19 protein-coding genes and 1 pseudogene are annotated in these 21396 nt (G+C 61.0%); 11 read left to right on the top strand and 9 right to left on the bottom strand.

Features of this window, described 5'->3' with window-relative positions:
* Positions 1-264 precede the first annotated feature (264 nt).
* On the bottom strand, positions 265-1653 hold the full coding sequence (gene xseA / locus BSU04_RS43825) for an exodeoxyribonuclease VII large subunit (RefSeq protein WP_089166405.1): 1389 nt from the start codon (positions 1651-1653) through the stop codon (positions 265-267).
* 690 nt (positions 1654-2343) lie between these two features.
* Here xseA and lpxK point away from each other — a divergent pair.
* From lpxK to BSU04_RS43850, 5 genes are all read left to right on the top strand, one after another.
* Positions 2344-3360 (top strand): tetraacyldisaccharide 4'-kinase, encoded by a 1017-nt coding sequence (gene lpxK, locus BSU04_RS43830; protein ID WP_089166406.1) that lies wholly within the window; start codon positions 2344-2346, stop codon positions 3358-3360.
* Positions 3341-3547: a Trm112 family protein gene (locus tag BSU04_RS43835; protein ID WP_089166407.1), complete on the top strand. Its 207-nt coding sequence runs from the start codon at positions 3341-3343 to the stop codon at positions 3545-3547. The genes lpxK and BSU04_RS43835 overlap by 20 nt, the downstream gene beginning before the upstream one ends.
* Positions 3548-3554: 7 nt before the next feature.
* On the top strand, positions 3555-4364 hold the full coding sequence (kdsB, locus tag BSU04_RS43840; RefSeq protein WP_089166408.1) for a 3-deoxy-manno-octulosonate cytidylyltransferase: 810 nt from the start codon (positions 3555-3557) through the stop codon (positions 4362-4364).
* A gap of 332 nt (positions 4365-4696) precedes the next feature.
* Entirely contained in the window at positions 4697-5359 is a 663-nt protein-coding gene (adk, locus tag BSU04_RS43845; protein ID WP_089166409.1) for an adenylate kinase, read from the top strand.
* A gap of 160 nt (positions 5360-5519) precedes the next feature.
* Positions 5520-6278 (top strand): 3-hydroxyacyl-CoA dehydrogenase, encoded by a 759-nt coding sequence (locus BSU04_RS43850; RefSeq protein ID WP_089166410.1) that lies wholly within the window; start codon positions 5520-5522, stop codon positions 6276-6278.
* A 140-nt stretch (positions 6279-6418) separates the two neighbouring features.
* On the opposite strand, the gene BSU04_RS43855 is transcribed toward BSU04_RS43850, so the two are convergent.
* Positions 6419-7264, bottom strand: a complete 846-nt coding sequence (locus BSU04_RS43855) for a SirB1 family protein (protein ID WP_089166411.1) — start codon at positions 7262-7264, stop codon at positions 6419-6421.
* Positions 7261-8835, bottom strand: a pseudogene (gene murJ / locus BSU04_RS43860) (murein biosynthesis integral membrane protein MurJ); the annotation flags it as partial. The pseudogene murJ and the gene BSU04_RS43855, both read right to left, overlap by 4 nt.
* 478 nt (positions 8836-9313) lie before the next feature.
* Here murJ and rpsT point away from each other — a divergent pair.
* Complete coding sequence (gene rpsT, locus BSU04_RS43865; protein WP_089166413.1) at positions 9314-9589, top strand: 30S ribosomal protein S20; 276 nt, start codon at positions 9314-9316, stop codon at positions 9587-9589.
* A gap of 183 nt (positions 9590-9772) precedes the next feature.
* Here the strand turns inward: rpsT and BSU04_RS43870 are convergent, their stop codons facing one another.
* Complete coding sequence (locus BSU04_RS43870) at positions 9773-10105, bottom strand: DUF3579 domain-containing protein (RefSeq protein ID WP_031361386.1); 333 nt, start codon at positions 10103-10105, stop codon at positions 9773-9775.
* Between the two features lie 605 nt (positions 10106-10710).
* Here BSU04_RS43870 and argF point away from each other — a divergent pair.
* Together argF and BSU04_RS43885 are read left to right on the top strand one after the other, a co-directional pair.
* On the top strand, positions 10711-11640 hold the full coding sequence (gene argF, locus BSU04_RS43875) for an ornithine carbamoyltransferase (RefSeq protein WP_089166425.1): 930 nt from the start codon (positions 10711-10713) through the stop codon (positions 11638-11640).
* Positions 11641-11898: 258 nt separating this feature from the next.
* Positions 11899-13128 carry an argininosuccinate synthase gene (locus BSU04_RS43885; protein WP_089166415.1) on the top strand — a complete coding sequence of 410 codons (1230 nt, stop codon included), beginning with the start codon at positions 11899-11901 and terminating at the stop codon, positions 13126-13128.
* 188 nt (positions 13129-13316) lie between these two features.
* Here the strand turns inward: BSU04_RS43885 and murB are convergent, their stop codons facing one another.
* On the bottom strand, positions 13317-14336 hold the full coding sequence (gene murB / locus BSU04_RS43890) for a UDP-N-acetylmuramate dehydrogenase (protein WP_089166416.1): 1020 nt from the start codon (positions 14334-14336) through the stop codon (positions 13317-13319).
* 148 nt (positions 14337-14484) lie between these two features.
* Here murB and BSU04_RS43895 point away from each other — a divergent pair, with 148 nt between their 5' ends.
* Positions 14485-14970, top strand: a complete 486-nt coding sequence (locus BSU04_RS43895) for a YajQ family cyclic di-GMP-binding protein (protein ID WP_089166426.1) — start codon at positions 14485-14487, stop codon at positions 14968-14970.
* A 96-nt stretch (positions 14971-15066) separates the two neighbouring features.
* Here BSU04_RS43895 and plsY read toward each other — a convergent pair whose 3' ends face one another.
* Together plsY and BSU04_RS43905 are read right to left on the bottom strand one after the other, a co-directional pair.
* Complete coding sequence (plsY, locus tag BSU04_RS43900) at positions 15067-15690, bottom strand: glycerol-3-phosphate 1-O-acyltransferase PlsY (RefSeq protein ID WP_089166417.1); 624 nt, start codon at positions 15688-15690, stop codon at positions 15067-15069.
* Positions 15691-15771: 81 nt separating this feature from the next.
* A complete protein-coding gene (locus BSU04_RS43905; protein WP_089166427.1) occupies positions 15772-16263 on the bottom strand; it encodes an aminoacyl-tRNA deacylase in 492 nt (163 codons plus the stop codon).
* Positions 16264-16397: 134 nt separating this feature from the next.
* On the opposite strand from BSU04_RS43905, the gene BSU04_RS43910 reads away from it, so the two are divergent.
* Both BSU04_RS43910 and BSU04_RS43915 read left to right on the top strand, forming a co-directional pair.
* Positions 16398-17549: an acyl-CoA dehydrogenase family protein gene (locus BSU04_RS43910; protein ID WP_089166418.1), complete on the top strand. Its 1152-nt coding sequence runs from the start codon at positions 16398-16400 to the stop codon at positions 17547-17549.
* A 1-nt stretch (position 17550) separates the two neighbouring features.
* Positions 17551-19086, top strand: a complete 1536-nt coding sequence (locus BSU04_RS43915) for a class I adenylate-forming enzyme family protein (RefSeq protein ID WP_089166419.1) — start codon at positions 17551-17553, stop codon at positions 19084-19086.
* A 40-nt stretch (positions 19087-19126) separates the two neighbouring features.
* Here the strand turns inward: BSU04_RS43915 and xerD are convergent, their stop codons facing one another.
* Both xerD and queG read right to left on the bottom strand, forming a co-directional pair.
* Entirely contained in the window at positions 19127-20050 is a 924-nt protein-coding gene (gene xerD, locus BSU04_RS43920; protein ID WP_089166420.1) for a site-specific tyrosine recombinase XerD, read from the bottom strand.
* Between the two features lie 23 nt (positions 20051-20073).
* Positions 20074-21318: a tRNA epoxyqueuosine(34) reductase QueG gene (gene queG / locus BSU04_RS43925; RefSeq protein ID WP_089166421.1), complete on the bottom strand. Its 1245-nt coding sequence runs from the start codon at positions 21316-21318 to the stop codon at positions 20074-20076.
* Positions 21319-21396: the final 78 nt, after the last annotated feature.

Below are 21396 nucleotides of genomic sequence, written 5' to 3' on the forward strand. Positions count from 1 at the left end.
CCTTCTATGATGATTATGGGGGACGTGAGGAGTGAAGCAATGGAGCACTCGATTGTAGGCGAGTTGGGATAACCCCGCAAATTGCGGGTTTTTATGAGCAGTATCGATTACGAAGCTTTAACAGCGGCGTAAAAAATGCTCGAACGTTCCTTCTAAGCCGTCAAAAATACGGGCTTTCAAGCACCCGCGTTTGTCTTGTAAACATCCTGACGAACATCGCATGAACGCGGCGGCGTTTTCTTTCGATACACACCGCCGCCAGCGTCAGAATTCATCGGAGAGCCGGGGCTGGATATCGGCCAGCACGATATCCGCCGATCCTTCCGCCAGATGCACGGTCAACGGCCGTTTTGGCTTCAACGCGTCCGGCGCGCGCACGGCGCGTCCGGATTGCGTATCGATCAAAGCCGCGTAGCCGCGCTCAAGCGTGCGTTGCGGGCTCAACACCTGCAATCTCGCCGATAACTCCGACACCCGGGCCGACGCCCGTTCATGCCGGCGCCCTTGCGAAACACTCAGGCGTTGTGCAAGACGCATCAGATGTTCCCGCTCAGCGACGAGATCGGGACGCCAGCGTTGCCAGCGCATTTGCACAAGCGCAAAACGGGCGCGGGCATCGCGGACCGGGCGCGCACCGGCCGACGCCAGCCGCACTGCCAGTTGCCGCAAGTGCGTGCGCTGACGTTCCAGCCGTTCGGCCGGACTGACCAGCCGGCGCGCCAGCCAGTCGACTTGCTGCGCGCGCCGTTCCATCATCCTGCCGAAACCACGCGCCAGCGCCGCATGCCGGTGATCGAGATCGCGCAGCAACAACACGCGCTGCGGACTGACAAGTTCGGCGGCGGCCGTCGGCGTGGGCGCGCGGACATCGGCGGCGAAATCCGCGATGGTGAAATCCGTCTCATGGCCCACGCCGCTGACAACCGGCATCGCACTTTCGGCTATCGCGCGAGCAAGCACTTCCTCGTTGAATGCCCACAGATCTTCGATCGAACCGCCCCCCCGACACACGATCAACACATCGACCTCGCGACGCGCGCTGGCCTGATCGACCATCGCTGCGAGCTTCGCGGCCACGCCCGCGCCCTGCACCGGCGCCGGATACACGATCACCGGCACGTGCGGCGCACGCCGCGAGAGCGTGGTGAGGACGTCGCGCAACGCCGCAGCTTGCAGCGACGTCACAATACCGATCGCGCGCGGATGCTGCGGCAGCGCACGCTTGCGCTCAGCCGCGAACAGTCCCTCGGCCTCGAGTTTTGCCTTCAGCTTCAAAAAGGCTTCGTACAACCGACCTTGGCCCGTCCGGCGCACCGCTTCCACGCCGAGTTGCAACTCGCCGCGTGGTTCGTACATGGTGACGAGCCCGCGAACCTCGATCCGGTCGCCTTCGCGCGGCGTGAACTCGGCGTACTGCGCGCGGCCGCGGAACATCACGCAGCGCATCTGTGCCTGCGCGTCCTTGATCGAAAAGTACCAGTGACCGCTCGCCGCTTTCGTAAAATTCGATACTTCACCCGATACCCAGACCAGCGGGAACGAGCGTTCGAGCATCGACCCGATCGCCCGGTTCAGCGCCGAAACGGGGATGACGGCATCGGCGCTGCCGGATGCACCGGCTGAACCGGATGAAGCGAAAGGGTCGGAGCTCATCGAAGAAAATGGGGGTCGGTTGAAGTTGAAAACGAGACTGAAAATACGCTCGCCTGAAGGCAAACAAGGGCCATTCCGGCAACGCTGAACGGCCTATGAACAAGGCACGGACGATAGACCATTCCGCGTCCGAAGTGTAGCAAGTGTCCACAATGCACAAGTTACCGGAAGCTAACGGAAACCCTCGTGAAGCCTAGATGAATATCGTTTAAGTCATTGTTTTTATTGTGCTTTATGTCTCAAAATAATGACAAGACCGATGCAAGGCTTTTCTGAAGCCGATTTCGGGCGCCTGAAGCCCAAGTTGTTCACAGAGTTATCCACAGGCGCGGTGTGTCAAAAATGGAGCATGGACTCTACCCGTTTACCGTTCGCGTCCAAAGCTGTTTCGATGCCCGGCCGAATGGTCCGGTTTGCCCTTCGACTGGCGCCTCCGGCAACGCCGCGCTAGAGTGCCGGGTTCAAGGGCCAGCGTGACAATTGCCCAGCGTCGCCTAGCGACCGCTTACCATCTGCTTACCATTCGCTCATTCTGGAGATCCGTCCTGATGCAAAGGTGCCGGCCGTTAACACGAACATTGCCCATCCCCTCGCCGCTACACCGCCCTACGTTGCTGTCGTCCCAAGCGCATGCATCGTTCGCTCCTGAAGGTCCTGAAGCCACTGAAGCCACTGATAACAAGGCGCGCCATGTCTGACTTCAAGCCGCCGATCGAAAACTTCCTCGCCCGTGAGTGGCGCAAGCGCGGCTGGGTCGCGTGGTCGCTCACGCCGTTCGCGTGCGTGTTCGGCCTGATCGCAGCCATTCGCCGCGCCTTCTTCGCGCTCGGCTGGATCAAGCAGGTGAACGTGGGCGTGCCGGTCGTCGTGGTCGGCAACGTGACCGTGGGCGGCACCGGCAAGACGCCGACGGTCATCGCGCTCGTCGAAGCGCTGCGCGCCGCCGGCTTTCAGCCGGGCGTCGTCTCGCGCGGTTACGGTGCGAAGATCCATGAAGCCACACGGGTCACGCCCGACAGCCAACCTGCCGATGTGGGCGATGAACCCCTGCTGATCGCCCGCCGCACGCACGCGCCAGTGATGGTGTCGCCGGATCGGGTCGCGGCGGCGCGCGCGTTGTTGAAGCAGAATCCATCGGTGGATGTGATCGTCAGCGACGACGGCCTGCAGCATTACCGCCTCGCGCGCGCGTTCGAACTCGTGGTCTTCGACGACCGTCTGGGCGGCAACGGTTTCCTGCTGCCGGCGGGACCGCTGCGTGAGCCGATGTCGCGGCACCGCGACGCCACGCTCATCAACAGCCCGTACGAGCGCACGTTGCCGCCGTGGCCGAACACCTTCTCGCTGGACCTGGCCACCGGCGAGGCCTGGCGCCTCGACGACCCCGCCGTGCGCCGTCCGCTCAGCGCGTTCAAGGGCGAACGGATCGCGGCAGCAGCGGGCATCGGCTCGCCGGAACGGTTCTTCGCGTCGCTGCGCGCGGCCGGCCTCGTGCCGGCCACGCGCGCGTTTCCGGATCACTACGATTATCGCGACAATCCCTTCGCCGGCATCGACGCCGATTCGATCCTGATCACCGAGAAGGATGCAGTAAAATTCGGGGCCTGGCGTGACGCGCGCATCTGGGTGGTTCCAGTCGAAGCCGTGCTCAGCCCCCGCCTCATCGCATTAGTTGTGGAGAAACTCCGTGGACGCACGCCTGCTTGAAATCCTTGTCTGCCCTATTTGCAAGACCCAGCTCACGTATGACCGCGCGGCGCAGGAACTCATCTGCAACGTCGACAAACTCGCTTACCCCATCCGCGACGGCATTCCGATCATGCTGCCCGACGAAGCCCGCCAGACCGTGGAAGGCACGCCCGTCGAGCCGTTGAACCCTGCCGGCGGGAATTGAGGGTTTTATGAACGCACACGCTCCGGTCGCGCCGCCCTTCATCGCAGTCGTGCCCGCGCGGCTCGCGTCCACGCGGCTGCCGGACAAGCCGCTGGCGGATATCGGCGGTAAGCCGATGGTCGTGCGCGTCGCCGAGCGCGCGCGTTTATCGGGCGCGCTGCAGGTGCTGATCGCGACCGATTCGCAGCGTGTGGTCGAAGTCGCGCGGGAACATGGTTTCGAGGCGCTGCTCACCCGCGCCGATCATCCGAACGGTACGGACCGGCTCGCCGAAGTGGCAACGCATTTCGGCTGGAGCGACGACACCATCGTGGTCAATGTGCAAGGCGACGAGCCCTTGATCGACCCGGCGCTCGTGCGCAACGTGGCCGCGCATCTCGCGGCGCATCCATCGTGCGCGATCGCGACCGCGGCGCATCCTATCCACGATCCGGCCGATGTCTTCAATCCCAACGTAGTGAAAGTCGTGCTGGATTCGAAGAGCGTCGCGCTGTATTTTTCGCGCGCACCGATCCCGTGGTCGCGGGACGCGTGGCAGAAGGACTGGCCAGATGTAGCCGCGCTTGCTGCGCGTCCGTCCGTTCCCGCCAATGTGTTGCGCCATATCGGCCTGTATGCGTATCGCGCGAAGTTCCTGCGGGTTTATCCCACGCTGTCCATGGCGCCGATCGAAGAAGCCGAGGCGCTCGAGCAACTGCGCGCGCTCTGGCACGGCGAGCGCATCGCGGTGCTGACGACGAACGACGCGCCGCCACCGGGTGTCGATACCCCCAATGATCTGGCTCGCGTCCGCGCGCTGTTTGGCGCGTCGGCATAACCGCGAAATCGGCTCGTTTTCATCGCGTCCTAGCGCGGCATCCCCTTTCCGATCAACTCGCGTTAACCCCCGCTGCGCGCGACTTACCGGGCTTTCCAGCCTCGGATTCGAGCCGCCATCGTAACGATGCATGGCATAATCGGTCGGTAGCGCGAGCCTTCCGGTCAGCGCCAACGCTCCTGAGCGCCCGTGTCCGACTGGTGCCGCGCCGTCTCCCGAATTCGGCTCGTCGCGCCTCGTTTGCGGCTTCAACCGAGCAATGTGCCACAGCGACCGGATGCAAGAATAAGCCTCGCAGCGCAGCGGTTTCTATTCGATTCGGAGATATCACCATGCGTTTGATCCTGTTGGGCGCCCCCGGCGCCGGCAAGGGCACCCAGGCCACTTTCATCAAGGAAAAGTTCGGCATCCCGCAGATCTCGACGGGCGATATGCTGCGCGCCGCCGTGAAAGCGGGTTCGCCGCTCGGCGTGGAAGCCAAGCGCTTCATGGATGCCGGCGAACTCGTGCCGGACACGCTCATCATCAACCTCGTGAAAGAACGCCTGCAGGAACCGGACTGCACGAACGGTTATCTCTTCGACGGTTTCCCGCGCACGCTTCCCCAGGCCGACGCCATGAAGCAAGCCGGCGTTGCTATCGACTACGTGCTTGAGATCGACGTGCCGTTCGAGGACATCATCGTGCGCATGAGCGGTCGTCGCGTGCATGCGGCATCCGGTCGTACGTATCACATCAAGTTCAATCCGCCGAAGCAGGAAGGCAAGGATGACGTCACCGGCGAGCCGCTGATCCAGCGCGACGACGACAAGGAAGAGACCGTGAAGAAGCGGCTCGACGTGTATGTCGCGCAGACCAAGCCGTTGATCGAGTACTACAACACGTGGTCCAAGCATGGCGACAACAATGGCCTGAAGGCGCCGGAGTATCGACGTATTTCGGGTCTTGGTACTGTCGATGAAATCCGCACGCGCGTATTCGATGCATTGACCTGAAACGTCACTGAGCGCTCGTACCCGGGCGCTCGCGGCATGCCTTCCGAAACCCGCTCGTGCTCCATCGGCCGAGCGGGTTTTTCGTTCTGAGCGATCCTCGGGACGAACACGCGAACACGCGCACACGATTACGTATAACCATCATCAAGGAGCACACAGCATGGACATCCAGGACAACGTTTTTCTCGTCACCGGCGGTGCATCGGGCCTCGGCGCGGCCACGGCGCAGCTTATCCGCGACCACGGCGGCAAAGTCGTACTCGCCGACATGAACGAAGCCGGCGGCGAGAAGCTGGCGAAGGAACTCGGCGGCGTGTTCGTGAAATGCGATGTGAGCCGCGAGGAAGACGGCCAGCGCGCCGTGGAAGCCGCGACGCAACTCGGCAGCTTGCGCGGCCTCGTCAACTGCGCGGGAATCGCGCCGGCTGCGAAAACGGTGGGCAAGGATGGCCCGCATGCACTCGATCTGTTCGCCAAGACTATCGGCGTGAACCTGATCGGCACGTTCAACATGATCCGGCTGGCGGCAGCGGCCATGTCGAAGAACGATCCGAATGCCGCGGGCGAACGGGGCGTGATCGTGAGCACGGCATCCGTTGCCGCTTACGATGGCCAGATCGGCCAGGCGGCTTATGCGGCATCGAAAGGCGGCGTGGTGGGCATGACGCTGCCGATCGCGCGCGATTTGTCGCGCAACGGTATTCGCGTGATGACGATTGCGCCGGGCATCTTCGAAACGCCAATGTTGCTCGGCATGCCGCAGGAAGTGCAGGACGCGCTCGGCGCAATGGTGCCGTTCCCCTCGCGTCTCGGCAAACCGAACGAGTACGCCATGCTGGTCAAGCAGATCTTCGACAACCCCATGCTCAACGGCGAAGTGATTCGCCTGGACGGCGCGATCCGGATGCAGCCGAAGTAGGTTTTCGGCTGGGCGGGGCTGGCAGCGGCTAGCTGATCAGCTCGCGGGCTTATGCGCCAAAAAAAACGGCGGCCATCGACATGATGGGCCGCCGTTTTTTATTGGGTTTGAGATGTGAGCCAGAGAAAGCTCGAAGCAACTTACTCGCCGTTGTGGTGCGTGCGCTGGCGCAGCTCGTGCAATTCCGTCTCCACGACGGTCGCGTCTTCGGCATCAGGCCGATCGTCGAGGTATCGACGCAGGTCTTCTATCGCCGGGCGCAAGTAATCCAGGCGCGCGTAAGCGAAGCCCCGATCGCGCACTTCTTCAATACTTCCCGGCATCAGGATCACCAGCCGTTGCTGCACGGCGAGCAGCCGTTGCCAGCGCTCGGTCTGCAGATAAACGCTCTTCAAGTTACGCAGCATTCGTCCGATGATTTCCCGGCGCGTGGCCGGCTGCAATAAAACCTTCAGCGCGCTGCCAATGGATTCGCCCACGCGCTGCACATACGGCTCGAGCATCTCGACCATCGCCGATTCGGACAATGAATGGCCAGTGGTCGGATCGAGCATTACATCGCCGTCGGGCGTGGTCACGCGCAGCAGGAAGTGCGCCGGAAACGACACACCACGCACCGGAATACCGAGCTGCTCGCTCATCTCCAGATACACGACGGCCAGCGAAATCGGAATTCCGCGACGCCGCTTCAGCACCATGTTCAGGTGGCTGTTATCGGGGTCATAGTAATCGTTGAGATTGCTGGTGAAACCCAGCTCGCGGAAAAAGAAACGATTCAGCACGCCGACTTTTTGCTTGATATCGGCCTCATCGGGCATACGACGGCGCACACGCAAGACAAGTTCGTCGATCTCGGCCAGTACGCCCTGCAGATCGAGATCGGGATACGCGTCCTGGGCGAGCGACAACGCCGCCTCGGTGAGCGGCAGACTGTCGTCCTCCGCCACGAGCGAGGTGAAATAGTCGAGGATGCGCGTCGTTGTCATTGCAGCGTTCGCCTTCTGAAATACGCGTATTTAAAACCCATCGCGGAGAGCATACCGAAATATAGCGCACCGAATACAACCAGGCTTGCACCAAGCAGCATGATTCGCTCCAGAGGCGCGGCGCGCATGCCGATCCAGTCGAAATTGCCGGCCACCCAATGCATGACGCCCGCAAGCACGAGACACGCGCCGAGCAGTTGCGCGAAGAAGCGCGTCCATCCCGGCGAGGGTTGGTAAATTCCGCGCTTCCTCAAGCCGATGAACAACAGCGTTGCGTTCACGCATGCGCCCAGGCCGATCGACAGCGTCAATCCGGCGTGCGCGAAGATCGGCACGAAAATCAGGTTGCTGAGCTGAATTGCGATCAACACGATGATGCCGATGATCACCGGCGTCTTGATGTCCTGCTTCGCGTAAAAACCGGGCGTGAGGATCTTGATCAGGATTAGCCCGACCAGTCCGACGCCGTACGCCGACAACGCACGGCCGACCATGACGACGGAATGCGCATCGAATTTACCGTAATGGAACAGCGTAGCCGTCAGCGGAACGGCAAAGAAAAACAGCGCGACTCCGCTAGGCGCCGCCATCAGGAACGTAATGCGCAGCCCCCAGTCGAGCAATGCCGAATATTCGACCGGATCGGCGTCCACGTGCGCCTTCGAGAGGCTTGGCAGCAGAATGGTCCCCAACGCCGCGCCGAGCAGCGCGGTGGGAAACTCCATCAGGCGATCGGAGTAATTGATCCACGACACCGCGCCCGGGCCGAGGCGCGACGCAATGTTCGTATTGATGATCAGGCTCAGCTGGGCGACCGACACGCCGAACGTCATGGGGACCATCTTGATCAGCACGCGCTTGACGCCCGGATGTCGCAGCGCACGGAAAAAATTCAGGCCGATGCGCGGGATCATGTCGATCTTCTTGAGGCCGGGCAACTGCACGAGAAACTGCAGGATCCCGCCGACGATCACCGCATAGGCAAGCGCATAAACCGGCACCTTCAGATGCGGCGCGAGGAAGATGGCAGCCCCGATGAACGACACGTTGAGCAGCACGGGCGCGAATGCAGGCAGGGAGAATTGCCGGTAGGTGTTGAGCACCCCGGACGCGAGCGATGTCAGCGAGATGAAGATGATGTACGGGAACATGATCTGGGTCATGGTCACCGCGAGGCCGAACGCGCGGCCGTCGTGCTCCAGCCCTGACGCCACGGCAAACACGACCCAGGAGGCGCCCGCCACGCCCGCGAGCGATACGCCAGCCAACGCCCAGGCGAGCACCGTCGACATGGCGTCGACAAGGGCTTTGGTCGCGTCGTGACCTTCCGTGTTTTTGAACTCGGCGAGGATAGGCACGAATGCCTGCGAAAACGCTCCTTCAGCGGACAAGCGCCGCAACAGGTTCGGTATGCGGAAGGCGACGTAGAAGGCGTCGGTGAATTGACTGGCGCCGAAAGCTCGCGCGATCAGCGTTTCGCGGACCAGGCCGGTCACGCGGGAAAGCAGCGTGAAGCCGCTGACCGTCAGTAGGGCTCGGAATAGATTCATGGGGGGCTTATTATACGGGCCGCATTATGAACGCGACGCGTTGCAACATTTGCGGAATCGTTAGAATTTGCAACTTAGGCCGCGCGCAGGCAGCTCGCGTGCGGCCTCGCGTGCGCCTGGCATGCACCTGTTAAGCTGCGTCCGGGTTCGCTGGGGTTGATTCCCTGCGACAGCGGGCAAATGCGACAGCGGGCAAAAACCAGCTACGCTTGCCAGTCCCATGATTTCGTTGCTATAATCGCCGGTTTCGAAGCTCCTGAATCCGCTTTCGGCACTTTTACGCAAGTTGTAAAATTACCTACGAGCATGGCGGCTTCGCGTCTTCTTTCGACGTTTTTGCGCTTTCGGGCAATCGATCCCGAGGGTTTGATCATAAACAGCGCATCGGATTGACCTCGTTTTATCTTGTGTGGAGTCGGGCCAGCATCGAGTTGGATCCGATCCAGAAGCAAAACGGGAAGCGCTGAAACACATAGCTGGAACAGGATAAGGAACCGTCATGGCAAATACAGCACAAGCCCGCAAGCGCGCCCGTCAAGGCGCCAAGGCAAACTCGCACAACTCGGCTCTGCGCTCGAAATTCCGCACCGCCATCAAGGCCGTTCGCAAGGCGATCGACGCCGGCGACCAAGCCAAGGCTGCAGAAATCTACAAGACGTCGGTCAAGACCATCGACATCATTGCGGACAAGCGCATCGTCCACAAGAACAAGGCTGCTCGCCATAAGAGCCGTCTGTCGGCTGCTATCAAGGGTCTGCAAGCAACTGCTGCTTAAGGATTCTGGTCGTCGCCCTTTGCGTGCCTTTGGTTTGACGGGCACGTGACAGGCTGCTGCTTTCTGTCCTGACGCTCAAAACAGCGAACGGCAACAGAGGGCAGCAATAGAAAACCCCGCCAATGGCGGGTTTTTTGTCGTGTGCATCGAAAAGAAGCCCTCTGGAAGGCCCCTGCTGCTCAATTAGCCATGTTGTTGCTGCGTTGCGTGGTGCGGCGGCAATTCGCAAGCCTCAGTCACAAGCAGATCGTTGTCTTTGGCGAAGTTCATCACGAAATCGAAAGCCATAGGCTCGATGTCACGCAAGCGGGAATCAAGAATCACCGTCTTCACGTTACCGAGCAAGGTCGGGCGCACATAAACGGAATACTGCAACCGGGCATTTGGGCCGCGCTTGCCCGGGCCGAACCCTGACATTACGCCGCAAAGCCGTTCACACCAATCGCTCGGCCGAAAAGTCTTGCCGTTCGACGTAACGCCCTGGATGAAGTATTCGGTTGGAATTGTTTCGGCCATGTAGGAATACCTGTTTGACGACCGGCGGAGAACGCCGGCGAACGCGCATGCATGGTTGGCAAGGTGAACCGGAAAGTCATCGGCTGCACCCCCGGGGGCTGAAATCCGCCTCGTCCGGCAGCGTCGCGGCCGGTCAGCCCCAGCCTATTTCTTCGACCTGCATCTACCCAATCATCGACCAGACTACGACATCGCCCGAGTCGGCTTGAGCGCGCAATCAACTCATGCTGATCCCGCTCACAGTTGCCCGTCATACGGGACTGCCGGGGCAGATAGGCAGGTACCCGCGAGCCGAACTCGCGTGAGCGCAAACCGCTCTGACTCCCGCAGATTCACTGTTGAAAACCAACGCGAACAGATCTGCTTCGTAAGCAGTCGAAAGGTGTCAGGACTGCCGGAGAAACCAGGCGGATTATACAGCAGAGGCCCTTTTTCCGCACTGCACACAAAGCCTCTAAACCGCGCCAGACGGCGTATGGCGGCGCGCATCCGCTATTTGACGACCTCGTCAAACGCCGGAAATTCCTTTATGCTGAAATTCGATACCACCACGACGGCGGCGCCGTCCGGCGCAATTGCCGGCTGAAGCCGCCGTACGCATTTTCATGACCGAAAAAAAAATTCGCCACTACTTGCAGTTCAAGGATTTCTCTCTCGACGACTATGACTACGTGCTCGAACGCGCGCGTATTCTCAAGCGCAAGTTCAAGAGCTACGAGACCTACCATCCGCTGCACGACCGCACGCTGGCGATGATCTTCGAGAAGAATTCGACGCGTACGCGGCTCTCGTTCGAAGCGGGGATCTTCCAGCTTGGCGGCCATGCCGTGTTCCTCAGCACACGCGACACGCAGCTAGGACGAGGCGAGCCGATCGAGGATGCGGCGCAGGTTGTATCGCGCATGGTCGACATCATCATGATCCGCACGTTCGGTCAGGACATCCTCGAGCGCTTCGCCGAAAATTCGCGCGTGCCGGTGATCAATGGTCTGACGAACGAATATCACCCGTGCCAAGTCCTGGCCGACGTCTTCACCTATTACGAACTGCGCGGCCCCATCGCGGGGAAAACCGTGGCCTGGGTCGGCGACGCGAACAACATGCTGTACACGTGGATCGAAGCCGCCCAGATTCTCGGCTTCAAATTGCGTCTGTCCACGCCGCCGGGCTACACACTCGACCATTCGCTGGTCTCGCCCGACAGCGCGCCGTTCTACGAAGAATTCGCCGATCCGAACGACGCCTGCACCGGTGCCGACCTCGTCACCACCGACGTCTGGACCAGCATGGGTTTCGAAGCCGAGAACGAAGTGCGTAAGAAAGCCTTCGCCGACTGGTGCGTGGACTCAGACATGATGGCGCGCGCTCATCCGGACGCCCTCTTCATGCACTGCCTCCCGGCCCACCGGGGCGAAGAAGTGAGCGCCGAAGTGATCGACGGCCCGCAGAGCGTAGTGTGGGACGAAGCCGAAAACAGGCTGCACGTCCAGAAGGCGCTGATGGAGTTTCTGCTGCTCGGCAAACTCAATCATTGAGCGGCTTGATTGAGCGGCTTGATTGAGCGGCTTGATTGAGCGGCTTGATTGAGCGGCTTGATTGAGCGGCTTGATTGAGCGGCTTGATCGAGCAACCTGATTGCGCCGATTGCAGCTTTTAGGTAACCCGTGCGGCGTTTCCGTCGAACCGCCGTGTAGTCTCGAAAATGCGGAACGGCCGCCATTTGATGTCAAAATGGCGGTTTTCCGAGCGCAGAAAGCCCGGCGCGCACCGTTTTCCAGCTATACGAGTTCACCATGAGCGATATCAAAAAAGTCGTGCTCGCCTACTCAGGCGGCCTCGATACCTCCGTCATCCTGAAATGGTTGCAAGACAACTACGATGCCGAGGTCGTGACGTTTACCGCTGACATCGGTCAGGGCGAAGAACTCGAACCGGCGCGCAAGAAAGCACTGCAACTCGGCATCAAGCAGGACAACATTTTTATCGAAGATCTGCGTGAGGAGTTTGTCCGCGACTTCGTGTTCCCGATGTTCCGCGCCAATACCGTTTATGAAGGCGAGTACTTGCTTGGCACGTCGATCGCGCGTCCGCTGATCGCTAAACGCCAGATCGAGATTGCCCGTGCGGTGGGTGCGCAATCCGTGTCGCACGGCGCGACCGGCAAGGGCAACGATCAGGTGCGTTTCGAGTTGGGTTATTACTCGCTCGAACCGGGTATCAAGGTGATCGCGCCGTGGCGTGAGTGGGATCTGCTGTCGCGTGAAAAGCTGCTGGCTTACGCGGAAAAGGCGGGCATTCCGATCGAAATGAAGCACAAGCAAGGCGGCGCGCCCTACTCCATGGACGCGAACCTGCTGCATATTTCGTTCGAAGGCCGTCACCTGGAAGATCCGAAGGCAGAAGCCGAAGCCGATATGTGGCGCTGGACGGTCGCGCCCGAAGATGCGCCGGATCAGCCGGAATATCTGGATATCGAATACGAGAAGGGTGATCCGGTCGCGCTGAACGGCAAGCGTTTGTCGCCGGCGGACATGCTGACAGAGTTGAACGCGATTGGCGGCAAGCATGGTATTGGCCGGCTGGATCTGGTCGAGAACCGCTATGTCGGCATGAAGTCGCGCGGTTGTTATGAAACGCCAGGCGGCACGATCATGCTCAAGGCGCATCGTGGAATTGAGTCGATCACGCTGGATCGCGAAGTGGCGCATCTGAAGGACGACCTCATGCCGCGTTACGCTGCGTTGATTTACAACGGCTACTGGTGGAGTCCGGAGCGGCGCGCGCTGCAAGTGCTGATCGACCACACGCAGGACAAGGTCAACGGCTGGACGCGCGTGAAGCTGTACAAGGGCAGCGTGACCGTGGTTGCACGCGATTCGAAGGAAACGCTGTTCGACAAGAACATCGCAACGTTCGATGACGACGGCGGCGCGTACGATCAGGCCGATGCCGGCGGGTTCATCAAGCTGAACGCCCTGCGGATGCGGATCGCGGAAAATGCACGTCGCAAGCGCGGTGGTTGAGTTAGCCCAGCTTGGTTGATGTTGAAAAAAAACCCGCCTCGGCGGGTTTTTGTTTGATGGGCGGCGATGTGCGGCTGCGGAGGATGACTTACGTGGGCTTCCGGCCGATTCGCCGTCGCCGCTTGCTTCGGCCGACTGTTGTGACACCCGACAACCGCAATACATCCTTCTTTCGCAGCAGCCTTAAATCAAAGACACACCGGCTCCGCTTCAAGCTCGACCGCGAATCGCGCGTGTACGTCGCGTTTAATGGCAGCGGCGAGTTCCAAAATTTGCGCGCCCGACGCGCCGCCGCGGTTCACCAGAACCAGCGCCTGCCGGTCGTGCACGGCGGCGGCTCCAATCGCGCGGCCTTTCCAGCCGCATTGGTCGATCAGCCAACCCGCCGCCAACTTGTACTGGCCATCCTGTTGCTTGTAAGACACGAGGTCGGGTTCGAGCGCCTTCAGTGCGTCGAAAGCTGTAGCGCTTATCACTGGGTTCTTGAAGAAACTCCCCGCATTCCCGAGCACCCGCCAGTCGGGCAACTTTGCCTGACGCACGGCGACGACGGCATCGAAGATAGCCTGGGGATTGTTCGCGCTACTTTTCTCAAGCACACGGGCGATATCCGCATACTCCGCGCGTGGCGTCCACGCTTTCGGCAGACGAAAGGTCACCGATACGATCACAAAACGCCCACGCCCTTCCTGCTTGAAAAAACTGTCCCGGTAACCGAACGCGCACGCGTCGCGATCAAATTCCCGCGTTTCGCCCGTCGATAATTCAATCGCCCGCAAACGCTCGAAGTACTCACCCATTTCGAGCCCGTATGCACCTATGTTTTGAATCGGCGCCGCGCCCACCGTGCCGGGAATCAGCGCGAGATTTTCGAGTCCGGGCAAGCCTTGCGACAACGTCCACGCGACGAATTCGTGCCAGTTCTCCCCCGCACCGGCTTCTACGAAAACGGCTTCGCTATCTTCATTGATCACGCGCCGGCCGCGCAAGTCGACGAGCAACGCGACACCGTCGAAATGACGCGTCAGCACGACGTTGCTGCCGCCGCCAAGCACCAGCTGCGGCAAGCCGTTTAATCGGGCGTCACGAGCCAACGCCGGGATCTGCGCTTCTTCTGTGAGCCGAACGGCATACTTGGCACGAACGTCGAAACCGAACGTGTTATGCGCGAGCAGCGGGTAATCGGAGAGAAGTGGGAACTCGGACATTGAGGAAGCGCTTGGGTCAGATCAGGGGCGGCCTTGGGCAAACCGGGACGGCATCGGTAGAATGATGGTGGTCAGTGATTATAGCGAGTGCGTGCGAGCCTTACGGCAAGCCTTACGTCACGCCTCGCCTCAACGAAGGGGAATGCAGATGCCATCGTTTGACGTCGTCAGCGAAGCAAACATGATCGAGGTGAAAAACGCCATCGAACAATCGAACAAGGAAATTGCCACGCGCTTCGACTTCAAGGGTTCGGACGCGCGTGTCGAGCAAAAGGATCGTGATCTGACGCTTTTTGCCGACGACGATTTCAAGCTCGGCCAGGTCAAGGACGTGGTGTTGTCGAAACTGGCAAAACGCAATGTGGACGTGCGTTTTCTCGAATACGGCAAGATCGAGAAGATTGGCGGCGACAAGCTCAAGCAAGTCGTCGAGGTAAAGAAGGGCGTAACCGGCGATCTGGCCAAGAAAATCGTCAAGATGATCAAGGACAGCAAGATCAAGGTCCAGGCGAGCATTCAGGGCGACGCGGTGCGCATCAACGGCACGAAGCGCGATGACTTGCAAAGCGCCATTGCATTGCTGAAGAAGGACGTGACAGATACGCCGCTGGACTTCAATAATTTCCGCGATTGAGTGTGATCCGGATTGCGTTGAGTCAGGCACCGCAATGAGCAAGAAAGCCGCCTTCAGGGCGGCTTTCTTGCTTTGGCCGCACGGTTTTACGGCGGCTTATTCAACCGCTTCCGCCGCCCGCTTCTTCTCGCCAATCCGGCTCTCCTTCCCATCGAGCAATTTCTTGATATTCCCGCGATGCCGCCAGATCAGCAGCGCGCTCATCGCGGCGACGGCCAGCGATATACGGCTCGGGCCGAAGAGGAAGACATCGAAAAACGGCGCGAATACCGCCGACACCAACGCCGCCAGCGATGAATACCGGAAGAAGACCGCGATGATCACCCACGTCAGCAAGGTGGCCAGCCCCAGCACCGGGTTGATGGCGAGCAGCACGCCCGCCGCGGTCGCAACACCTTTGCCGCCCTGAAACTTGAAGAATATCGGGAACACATGCCCGAGAAACACGGCGATGGCCGCCAGCGCGATAGCCGTGGAATCCAGCCCGAACCGGGCGCCGACATGCACGACGAACCATACGGGTAGCCAGCCTTTGAACGCGTCGCCGAGCAGCGTCAGGATGGCTGCCAGCTTGTTGCCGGTGCGCAGCACGTTCGTCGCGCCCGGGTTGCCGGAACCGTACGAGCGCGGGTCGGCAAGACCCATGGCCGAACTGACAACCACCGCGAACGAGATCGACCCGATCAGGTAAGCCACCACAGCAACAATCACATTGTTCATTGATTTCTTCTTATCTTCGGGTACGTCAAGCGTAATGGGACGTGAAGCGCGAGACGTGAGCAAGACTTCAGGACGCGCATTTTAATCGACGCTCGCGCAACTCACGGGCGAGGCCTTCAGCAGGTCGGTCAGGACCGGCGGCGCAATGCTCACCAGATACCCGCGCCGTCCGCCATTCAGATAAATTGTGTCCAGGTCCAGGATGGTCGATTCCACGTACACCGGCATCGCCTTCCTCGTGCCAAATGGCGACGTACCGCCGATCAAGAACCCTGAATGCCGATTGGCCACTTCCGGCTTGCACGGCTCGACGCGCTTCGCGCCAATCTGCCGCGCGAGATTCTTGGTCGAGACCGTTTTGTCGCCGTGCATGAGCACGATCAGCGGCTTCGCATGTTCGTCCTCCATCACGAGCGTCTTGACCACGCAATGTTCGTCCACACCAAGCTGGCGCGCCGATTCCTCCGTGCCACCATGCTCGACATACTCATAAGGATGCTCGCCGAACGCGACCTTGTGCCGACGCAAAAACTGCGTCGCCGGGGTCTCGGAAATGTGTTTTACCTTGGACATGACGGCATTGTAGCGGCGCGAAACCACGGCCACCATCGGCCGAACGGCCAATTGTGCAAGCCGATTTACTGTGGCACGATCGTTCGCAAATGCTCATCCGGTAAGCGCATGGGACCAGAGTAAGGAGATTCAACGTGATTCGCGATTCAGAAACCCAGACGTTGCTTGAAGACGCCATTCGCCGCTTTGTACGTGAAACGCTCGTGCCGCGCGAAGCGCAAGTCGACGAAACCGACCAGATTCCCGCCGATGTACTCGCCGCCATGCGCGAGATCGGCCTGTTCGGGCTGACCATTCCAGAGGCTTACGGAGGCCTCGGCCTGACGATGGAAGAGGAAGTGCGCGTGGCGTTCGAACTCGGTCAGACATCGCCGGCATTCAGGTCCGTGATCGGAACGAACAACGGCATTGGTTCCATCGGCATCCTGCTCGACGGCAGCGAGGAGCAGAAGCAGCACTATCTGCCGAAGCTCGCCGCAGGCGATCTGATCGGCTCGTTCTGCCTGACCGAGCCGGACGCGGGTTCGGACGCGGCGTCGCTGAAAACCAGGGCCCGCAAGGACGGCGACTACTACGTGCTCAACGGCACGAAGCGCTTCATCACGAACGCGCCGGAAGCCGGCATCTTCACCGTCATGGCTCGCACGAGCGACGCAAAGGGCGCGAGCGGCATTTCGGCGTTCATTGTCGAGCGGGAATCGCCGGGGCTGTCGCTCGGCAAACCCGACAAGAAAATGGGCCAGCGCGGCGCGCACACGTGTGACGTGATCTTCGAGAATTGCCGCATTCCGGCCGCGCAATTGATCGGCGGCGTGGAGGGCGTGGGTTTCAAGACAGCCATGAAAGTGCTCGACAAAGGTCGTTTGCACATTGCAGCTGTAGCTATCGGCGCGGCCAAACGGATGCTGCGCGACGCCCTCGCCTACGCCGTGGAACGCAAGCAGTTCGGCCAGCCGATCGTCGAATTCCAACTGGTTCAGGGCATGCTGGCCGACAGCAAGACCGAGATCTACGCGGCCGAATGCATGGTGCTCGATGCCGCGCGCCGCCGAGACGAGGGCCGTGACGTCTCCATAGAAGCGTCGTGTGCCAAATATTTCGCCACCGAGATGTGCGGCCGCGTGGCCGATCGCGCGGTGCAGGTGCACGGTGGCGCAGGATATATCTCGGAGTACGGCATCGAACGTTTTTATCGCGACGTGCGGCTCTTCAGGCTGTACGAAGGCACGTCGCAGATTCAACAAGTGATCATCGCGCGCGGACTCATGCGCGGCACGGAGATTTGAAATGGACATGGATGTCGCCGCCTTGCTCGCCGCATTGCCCACACGTATTTCCGATATCCCCGCGCGCCTCGCCGCCCGCGACCCGCAGCACGTTGTATTGATCGAAGACGAGCGGCGGCTGAACGCGGCGCAGCTCCTGCGAGCCGTTGATGACATAGCCCGCCAGCTCGCGCAAGCGGGCGTGCAAGGCGGTGATCGCGTGATGATCGTGAGCGAGAATTGCGTCGCACAGGTCGTGCTGATGTTCGCCGTGGCCAAGCTCGACGCGTGGTGTTTGCTCACGAACGCCCGGCTTTCGGCAAGCGAAGTCGACACAATCCGCGCTCACGCAAAGCCTCGCGTGGTGGCATTTACTGTCGACGCATCGAAGGATGCCGCGAATCATGCAGGCCGCTTGAACGCTGCAGAAGCGGCAGCGGCAGCGAACGTGGGCGCGTGGCGTTTTTTCGTCGATGAAACCGTGTCGCCGGAGCCCGTCGCAACCGATCCGGCCCGTCAGTGCGCCGCGCTGATCTACACCACGGGCACGACGGGCGCGCCAAAGGGCGTGATGCTGTCGCATCGCAACGTGTTGTTTATCGCGGCCATGTCCAGCACGTTGCGGCGCGTGACGCCCGACGACGTGGTGTACGCCGTGCTGCCCATTACGCATATCTACGGGCTGGCGTCGGTCTGTCTCGGCAGCCTGTTCGCCGGCGCAACGCTGCGGCTCGCGCCGCGCTTCGCGCCCGATGCCGTGCGACGGGCGTTGGCAGAAGAGAACGTTTCGATCTTCCAGGGCGTGCCGGCCATGCACGCAAAGCTCGTCGAACACGTGCAGACGAGCGGTACACCGTGGCGCGCGCCCGCGTTGCGCTTCGCGTATTCCGGCGGGTCTGCGCTCGATGCCGCACTCAAGGCGCGCGTCGAAGGCTTGTACAAGGTGCCGCTACACAACGGCTATGGCATGACGGAAAGCAGCCCGACCATATCGCAGACCATGCTCGACGCGCCACGCGATGACTGCTCGGCGGGAGACCCCATACCCGGTATCGAACTGCGATTCGTCGCGCTGGATGGCGTGGATGTAGCGCCGGGTGAAGTTGGTGAACTATGGGTGCGCGGGCCGAACGTGATGCTCGGGTATTACCGCAATGAAGCGCAGACGCGGGCGACGGTCACGGAAGATGGCTGGCTCCGGACCGGCGATCTCGCGCGTCTTGCCCCGGATGGCGCGTTGTATATCGTCGGGCGCAGCAAGGAACTGATCATTCGTTCAGGCTTCAACGTGTATCCGGCTGACGTGGAGAACGTGCTGAACTCACATCCCGATGTGCTGCAATCTGCTGTGATCGGGCGGGCGGTCGAGGGCAACGAGGAAGTGATTGCGTTCATCGAATTGCTGCCGTCAGTGCATGCGCTGCCCGGCGATATCGTCCAGTGGTGTGCGGACCGTCTCGCGCCATACAAGCGGCCTGCCGAGATCCGCGTGCTGGCCGCACTGCCGGCGGCATCGACCGGGAAGGTGTTGAAACACAAGCTCAGGGACGAGCTTTAGGCTCTGACCCGCTCGGACCTTTTTAGACCTTTTTAGACCTTCAACCGCGTGGATGGTGATCGTGATGCAGTGTCTTCAGCCGCTCACGCGCGACATGGGTGTAGATCTGCGTCGTGGTGATATCGGTATGGCCGAGCAGCATTTGCACCACCCGCAAATCGGCCCCGTGATTCAGCAAGTGCGTGGCGAACGCATGGCGCAAGGTGTGCGGTGAGAGTGGCGCGCGCACGTCGGCGGTGAGCGCGTGACGCTTGATGATGTTCCAGAATTGCTGGCGCGTCATGCCTTCGCCGCGCGTGGTGACGAACAGCGCATCAGCGGCGCGGGCGCCGAGCAGCGCAGGCCGCGATTCGCGCAAATAGCGCTCGATCCAGTCGTGCGCGACCGCCCCGAACGGGATCAGGCGCTCCTTCGACCCCTTGCCCATCACGCGCACCACGCCTTCGTTCAACCCCACTTCCACCGTTTTCAACGTCACGAGTTCGGTCACGCGCAGGCCGCTCGCGTACATCAACTCGAGCATGGTCCGGTCGCGAAGCCCAAGCGCGGTTTCCACATCGGGCGCGTTCAGCAACGCCTCGACCTGGGCTTCGTTCAAGGTCTTGGGAAAGCGCGGGGGCTGTTTGGCCGAACGCAACTTCAGGGTGGGATCGGCGTGCGCGCGATGTTCCCGCAAGGCCCACGCGTAGTAGCGGCGAAAAACCGATAACCGGCGGTTGGCGGACGTTGCCTTGTCCGCGCGGCGGGCGGCGAGATAGCCGTTCATGTCGACTTCGGTGGCGGTGTCCACCGTGCCGCCGCGCGTCTTCGACAACCACTCGGAGAACAAGCGCAAATCCCGCCGGTACGCTTCAAGCGAGTTCTTGGCGAGTCCATGTTCGAGCCAGAGCGCGTCGCAAAAAAGATCGATCGATGCGCTGCTCGACACGAGTTCCGGCGCGCGTTCTGCCTCGGTCACTTCCATTGGTTTTTCCTGTAAGCGTGAGGTCATGCTTGCTGGCGCAGCGCCCATTCGACGTGTTCGCGGACCAACGCTGAATCATCCGCGACGCGCCCATTCAGTGCATTTCGTATTGCCGAGCGCTCATCGGCACCCAATGCCGGCGAACGCAGCGCGTTGCCCATCGCTACCGCAATATTACGCAACCACTGCTCGTGGCCGATGCGGCGAATCGCGCTGCCCTGCATGCGTTCATCGAAATCATGGTCGCTCCAGCCGAACAGCATCACAAGCGACGCGCGATCGAGCCCATGGCGCACATCGAAATCCGCGACCGGCGCGGCCTGAGCGAACTTGTTCCAAGGACAGACGAGCTGACAATCGTCGCAACCATAAACCCGATTGCCAATCAGCGGTCGCATGTCTTCCGGAATGCTGCCTTTCAACTCGATGGTCAGGTACGAAATACAACGGCGCGCGTCGACGCGATACGGCGCGACAATCGCCCCGGTCGGGCAAACATCGATGCACCGTGTACAGCTTCCACAATGTGCGCCGTCGTGTTCGGGCGCTTGATCGGGATTGGTCAAAGCGTCGGGCGGCAGCGCAATATCCACCAGGATCTCGCCGATAAAAAACAGCGACCCGGCATCGCTTTCCAACAACAGCGTGTGCTTTCCGCGCCAGCCGTTACCCGCCTTTTGCGCCAGCTCGACCTCGAGAACGGGCGCGGAATCCGTAAATACGCGATACCCGTATGCGCCAATCTCGGCTTCCATGCGCTCGGCCAACTGCTGCAAGCGGCTGCGCATGACCTTGTGATAATCGCGGCCGCGGGCGTAGACCGACACAACGGCCGCCGCAGGATCGTCTAGTCGAGCCCATTCAGCCGCGCGCCAGTCGATTGCCTGACCGTCGGCTGTCGCGGCACTTTCGCGTGCCTTGCCGTCGAGCGTCGATGCAGGCAGGTAGGCCATCCGAACTGTAATAACACGTCGCGTGCCGGCCACAAGCTCGGCTGGCCTTGCGCGTTTCATCGCATGTTTGGCCATATAATCCATCTCGCCGTGATAGCCTGCTTCGAGCCACGAAGCCAGGCCTTCTTCGGCTTCCGTCAAGTCGGCGTCGCTGATGCCGACTGCACCGAACCCCAGCTCGCGCCCCCACGCCTTGATGCGTAGCGCGAGTTCAGCCAGCGCGGCTTCGTCGTCAAGTCTGAAGTGGCGCGTGTGCGCGACGGCGTCGTCTGACGCGCTCTCGCGTTCCACAGGGTGTTCCGGCAAACGGTTCATCACGACATTTTACGAGAATGCCCGACAGCCTCACTCGATCGTTTGCAAACCCTCCCGCCGCGCAGCTCGAACGCCGCT

Source organism: Caballeronia sordidicola, from assembly GCF_002220365.1.
Classification (GTDB): domain Bacteria; phylum Pseudomonadota; class Gammaproteobacteria; order Burkholderiales; family Burkholderiaceae; genus Caballeronia; species Caballeronia sordidicola_C.

Excerpts from the sequence above, each read along its gene's own strand:
- xseA (WP_089166405.1), bottom strand. The coding sequence starts at position 1,653 with ATGAGCTCCGACCCTTTCGCTTCATCCGGTTCAGCCGGTGCATCCGGC.
- lpxK (WP_089166406.1), top strand. The coding sequence starts at position 2,344 with ATGTCTGACTTCAAGCCGCCGATCGAAAACTTCCTCGCCCGTGAGTGG.
- kdsB (WP_089166408.1), top strand. The coding sequence starts at position 3,555 with ATGAACGCACACGCTCCGGTCGCGCCGCCCTTCATCGCAGTCGTGCCC.
- adk (WP_089166409.1), top strand. The coding sequence starts at position 4,697 with ATGCGTTTGATCCTGTTGGGCGCCCCCGGCGCCGGCAAGGGCACCCAG.
- BSU04_RS43850 (WP_089166410.1), top strand. The coding sequence starts at position 5,520 with ATGGACATCCAGGACAACGTTTTTCTCGTCACCGGCGGTGCATCGGGC.
- BSU04_RS43855 (WP_089166411.1), bottom strand. The coding sequence starts at position 7,264 with ATGACAACGACGCGCATCCTCGACTATTTCACCTCGCTCGTGGCGGAG.
- rpsT (WP_089166413.1), top strand. The coding sequence starts at position 9,314 with ATGGCAAATACAGCACAAGCCCGCAAGCGCGCCCGTCAAGGCGCCAAG.
- BSU04_RS43870 (WP_031361386.1), bottom strand. The coding sequence starts at position 10,105 with ATGGCCGAAACAATTCCAACCGAATACTTCATCCAGGGCGTTACGTCG.
- argF (WP_089166425.1), top strand. The coding sequence starts at position 10,711 with ATGACCGAAAAAAAAATTCGCCACTACTTGCAGTTCAAGGATTTCTCT.
- BSU04_RS43885 (WP_089166415.1), top strand. The coding sequence starts at position 11,899 with ATGAGCGATATCAAAAAAGTCGTGCTCGCCTACTCAGGCGGCCTCGAT.
- murB (WP_089166416.1), bottom strand. The coding sequence starts at position 14,336 with ATGTCCGAGTTCCCACTTCTCTCCGATTACCCGCTGCTCGCGCATAAC.
- BSU04_RS43895 (WP_089166426.1), top strand. The coding sequence starts at position 14,485 with ATGCCATCGTTTGACGTCGTCAGCGAAGCAAACATGATCGAGGTGAAA.
- plsY (WP_089166417.1), bottom strand. The coding sequence starts at position 15,690 with ATGAACAATGTGATTGTTGCTGTGGTGGCTTACCTGATCGGGTCGATC.
- BSU04_RS43905 (WP_089166427.1), bottom strand. The coding sequence starts at position 16,263 with ATGTCCAAGGTAAAACACATTTCCGAGACCCCGGCGACGCAGTTTTTG.
- BSU04_RS43915 (WP_089166419.1), top strand. The coding sequence starts at position 17,551 with ATGGACATGGATGTCGCCGCCTTGCTCGCCGCATTGCCCACACGTATT.
- xerD (WP_089166420.1), bottom strand. The coding sequence starts at position 20,050 with ATGGAAGTGACCGAGGCAGAACGCGCGCCGGAACTCGTGTCGAGCAGC.
- queG (WP_089166421.1), bottom strand. The coding sequence starts at position 21,318 with ATGAACCGTTTGCCGGAACACCCTGTGGAACGCGAGAGCGCGTCAGAC.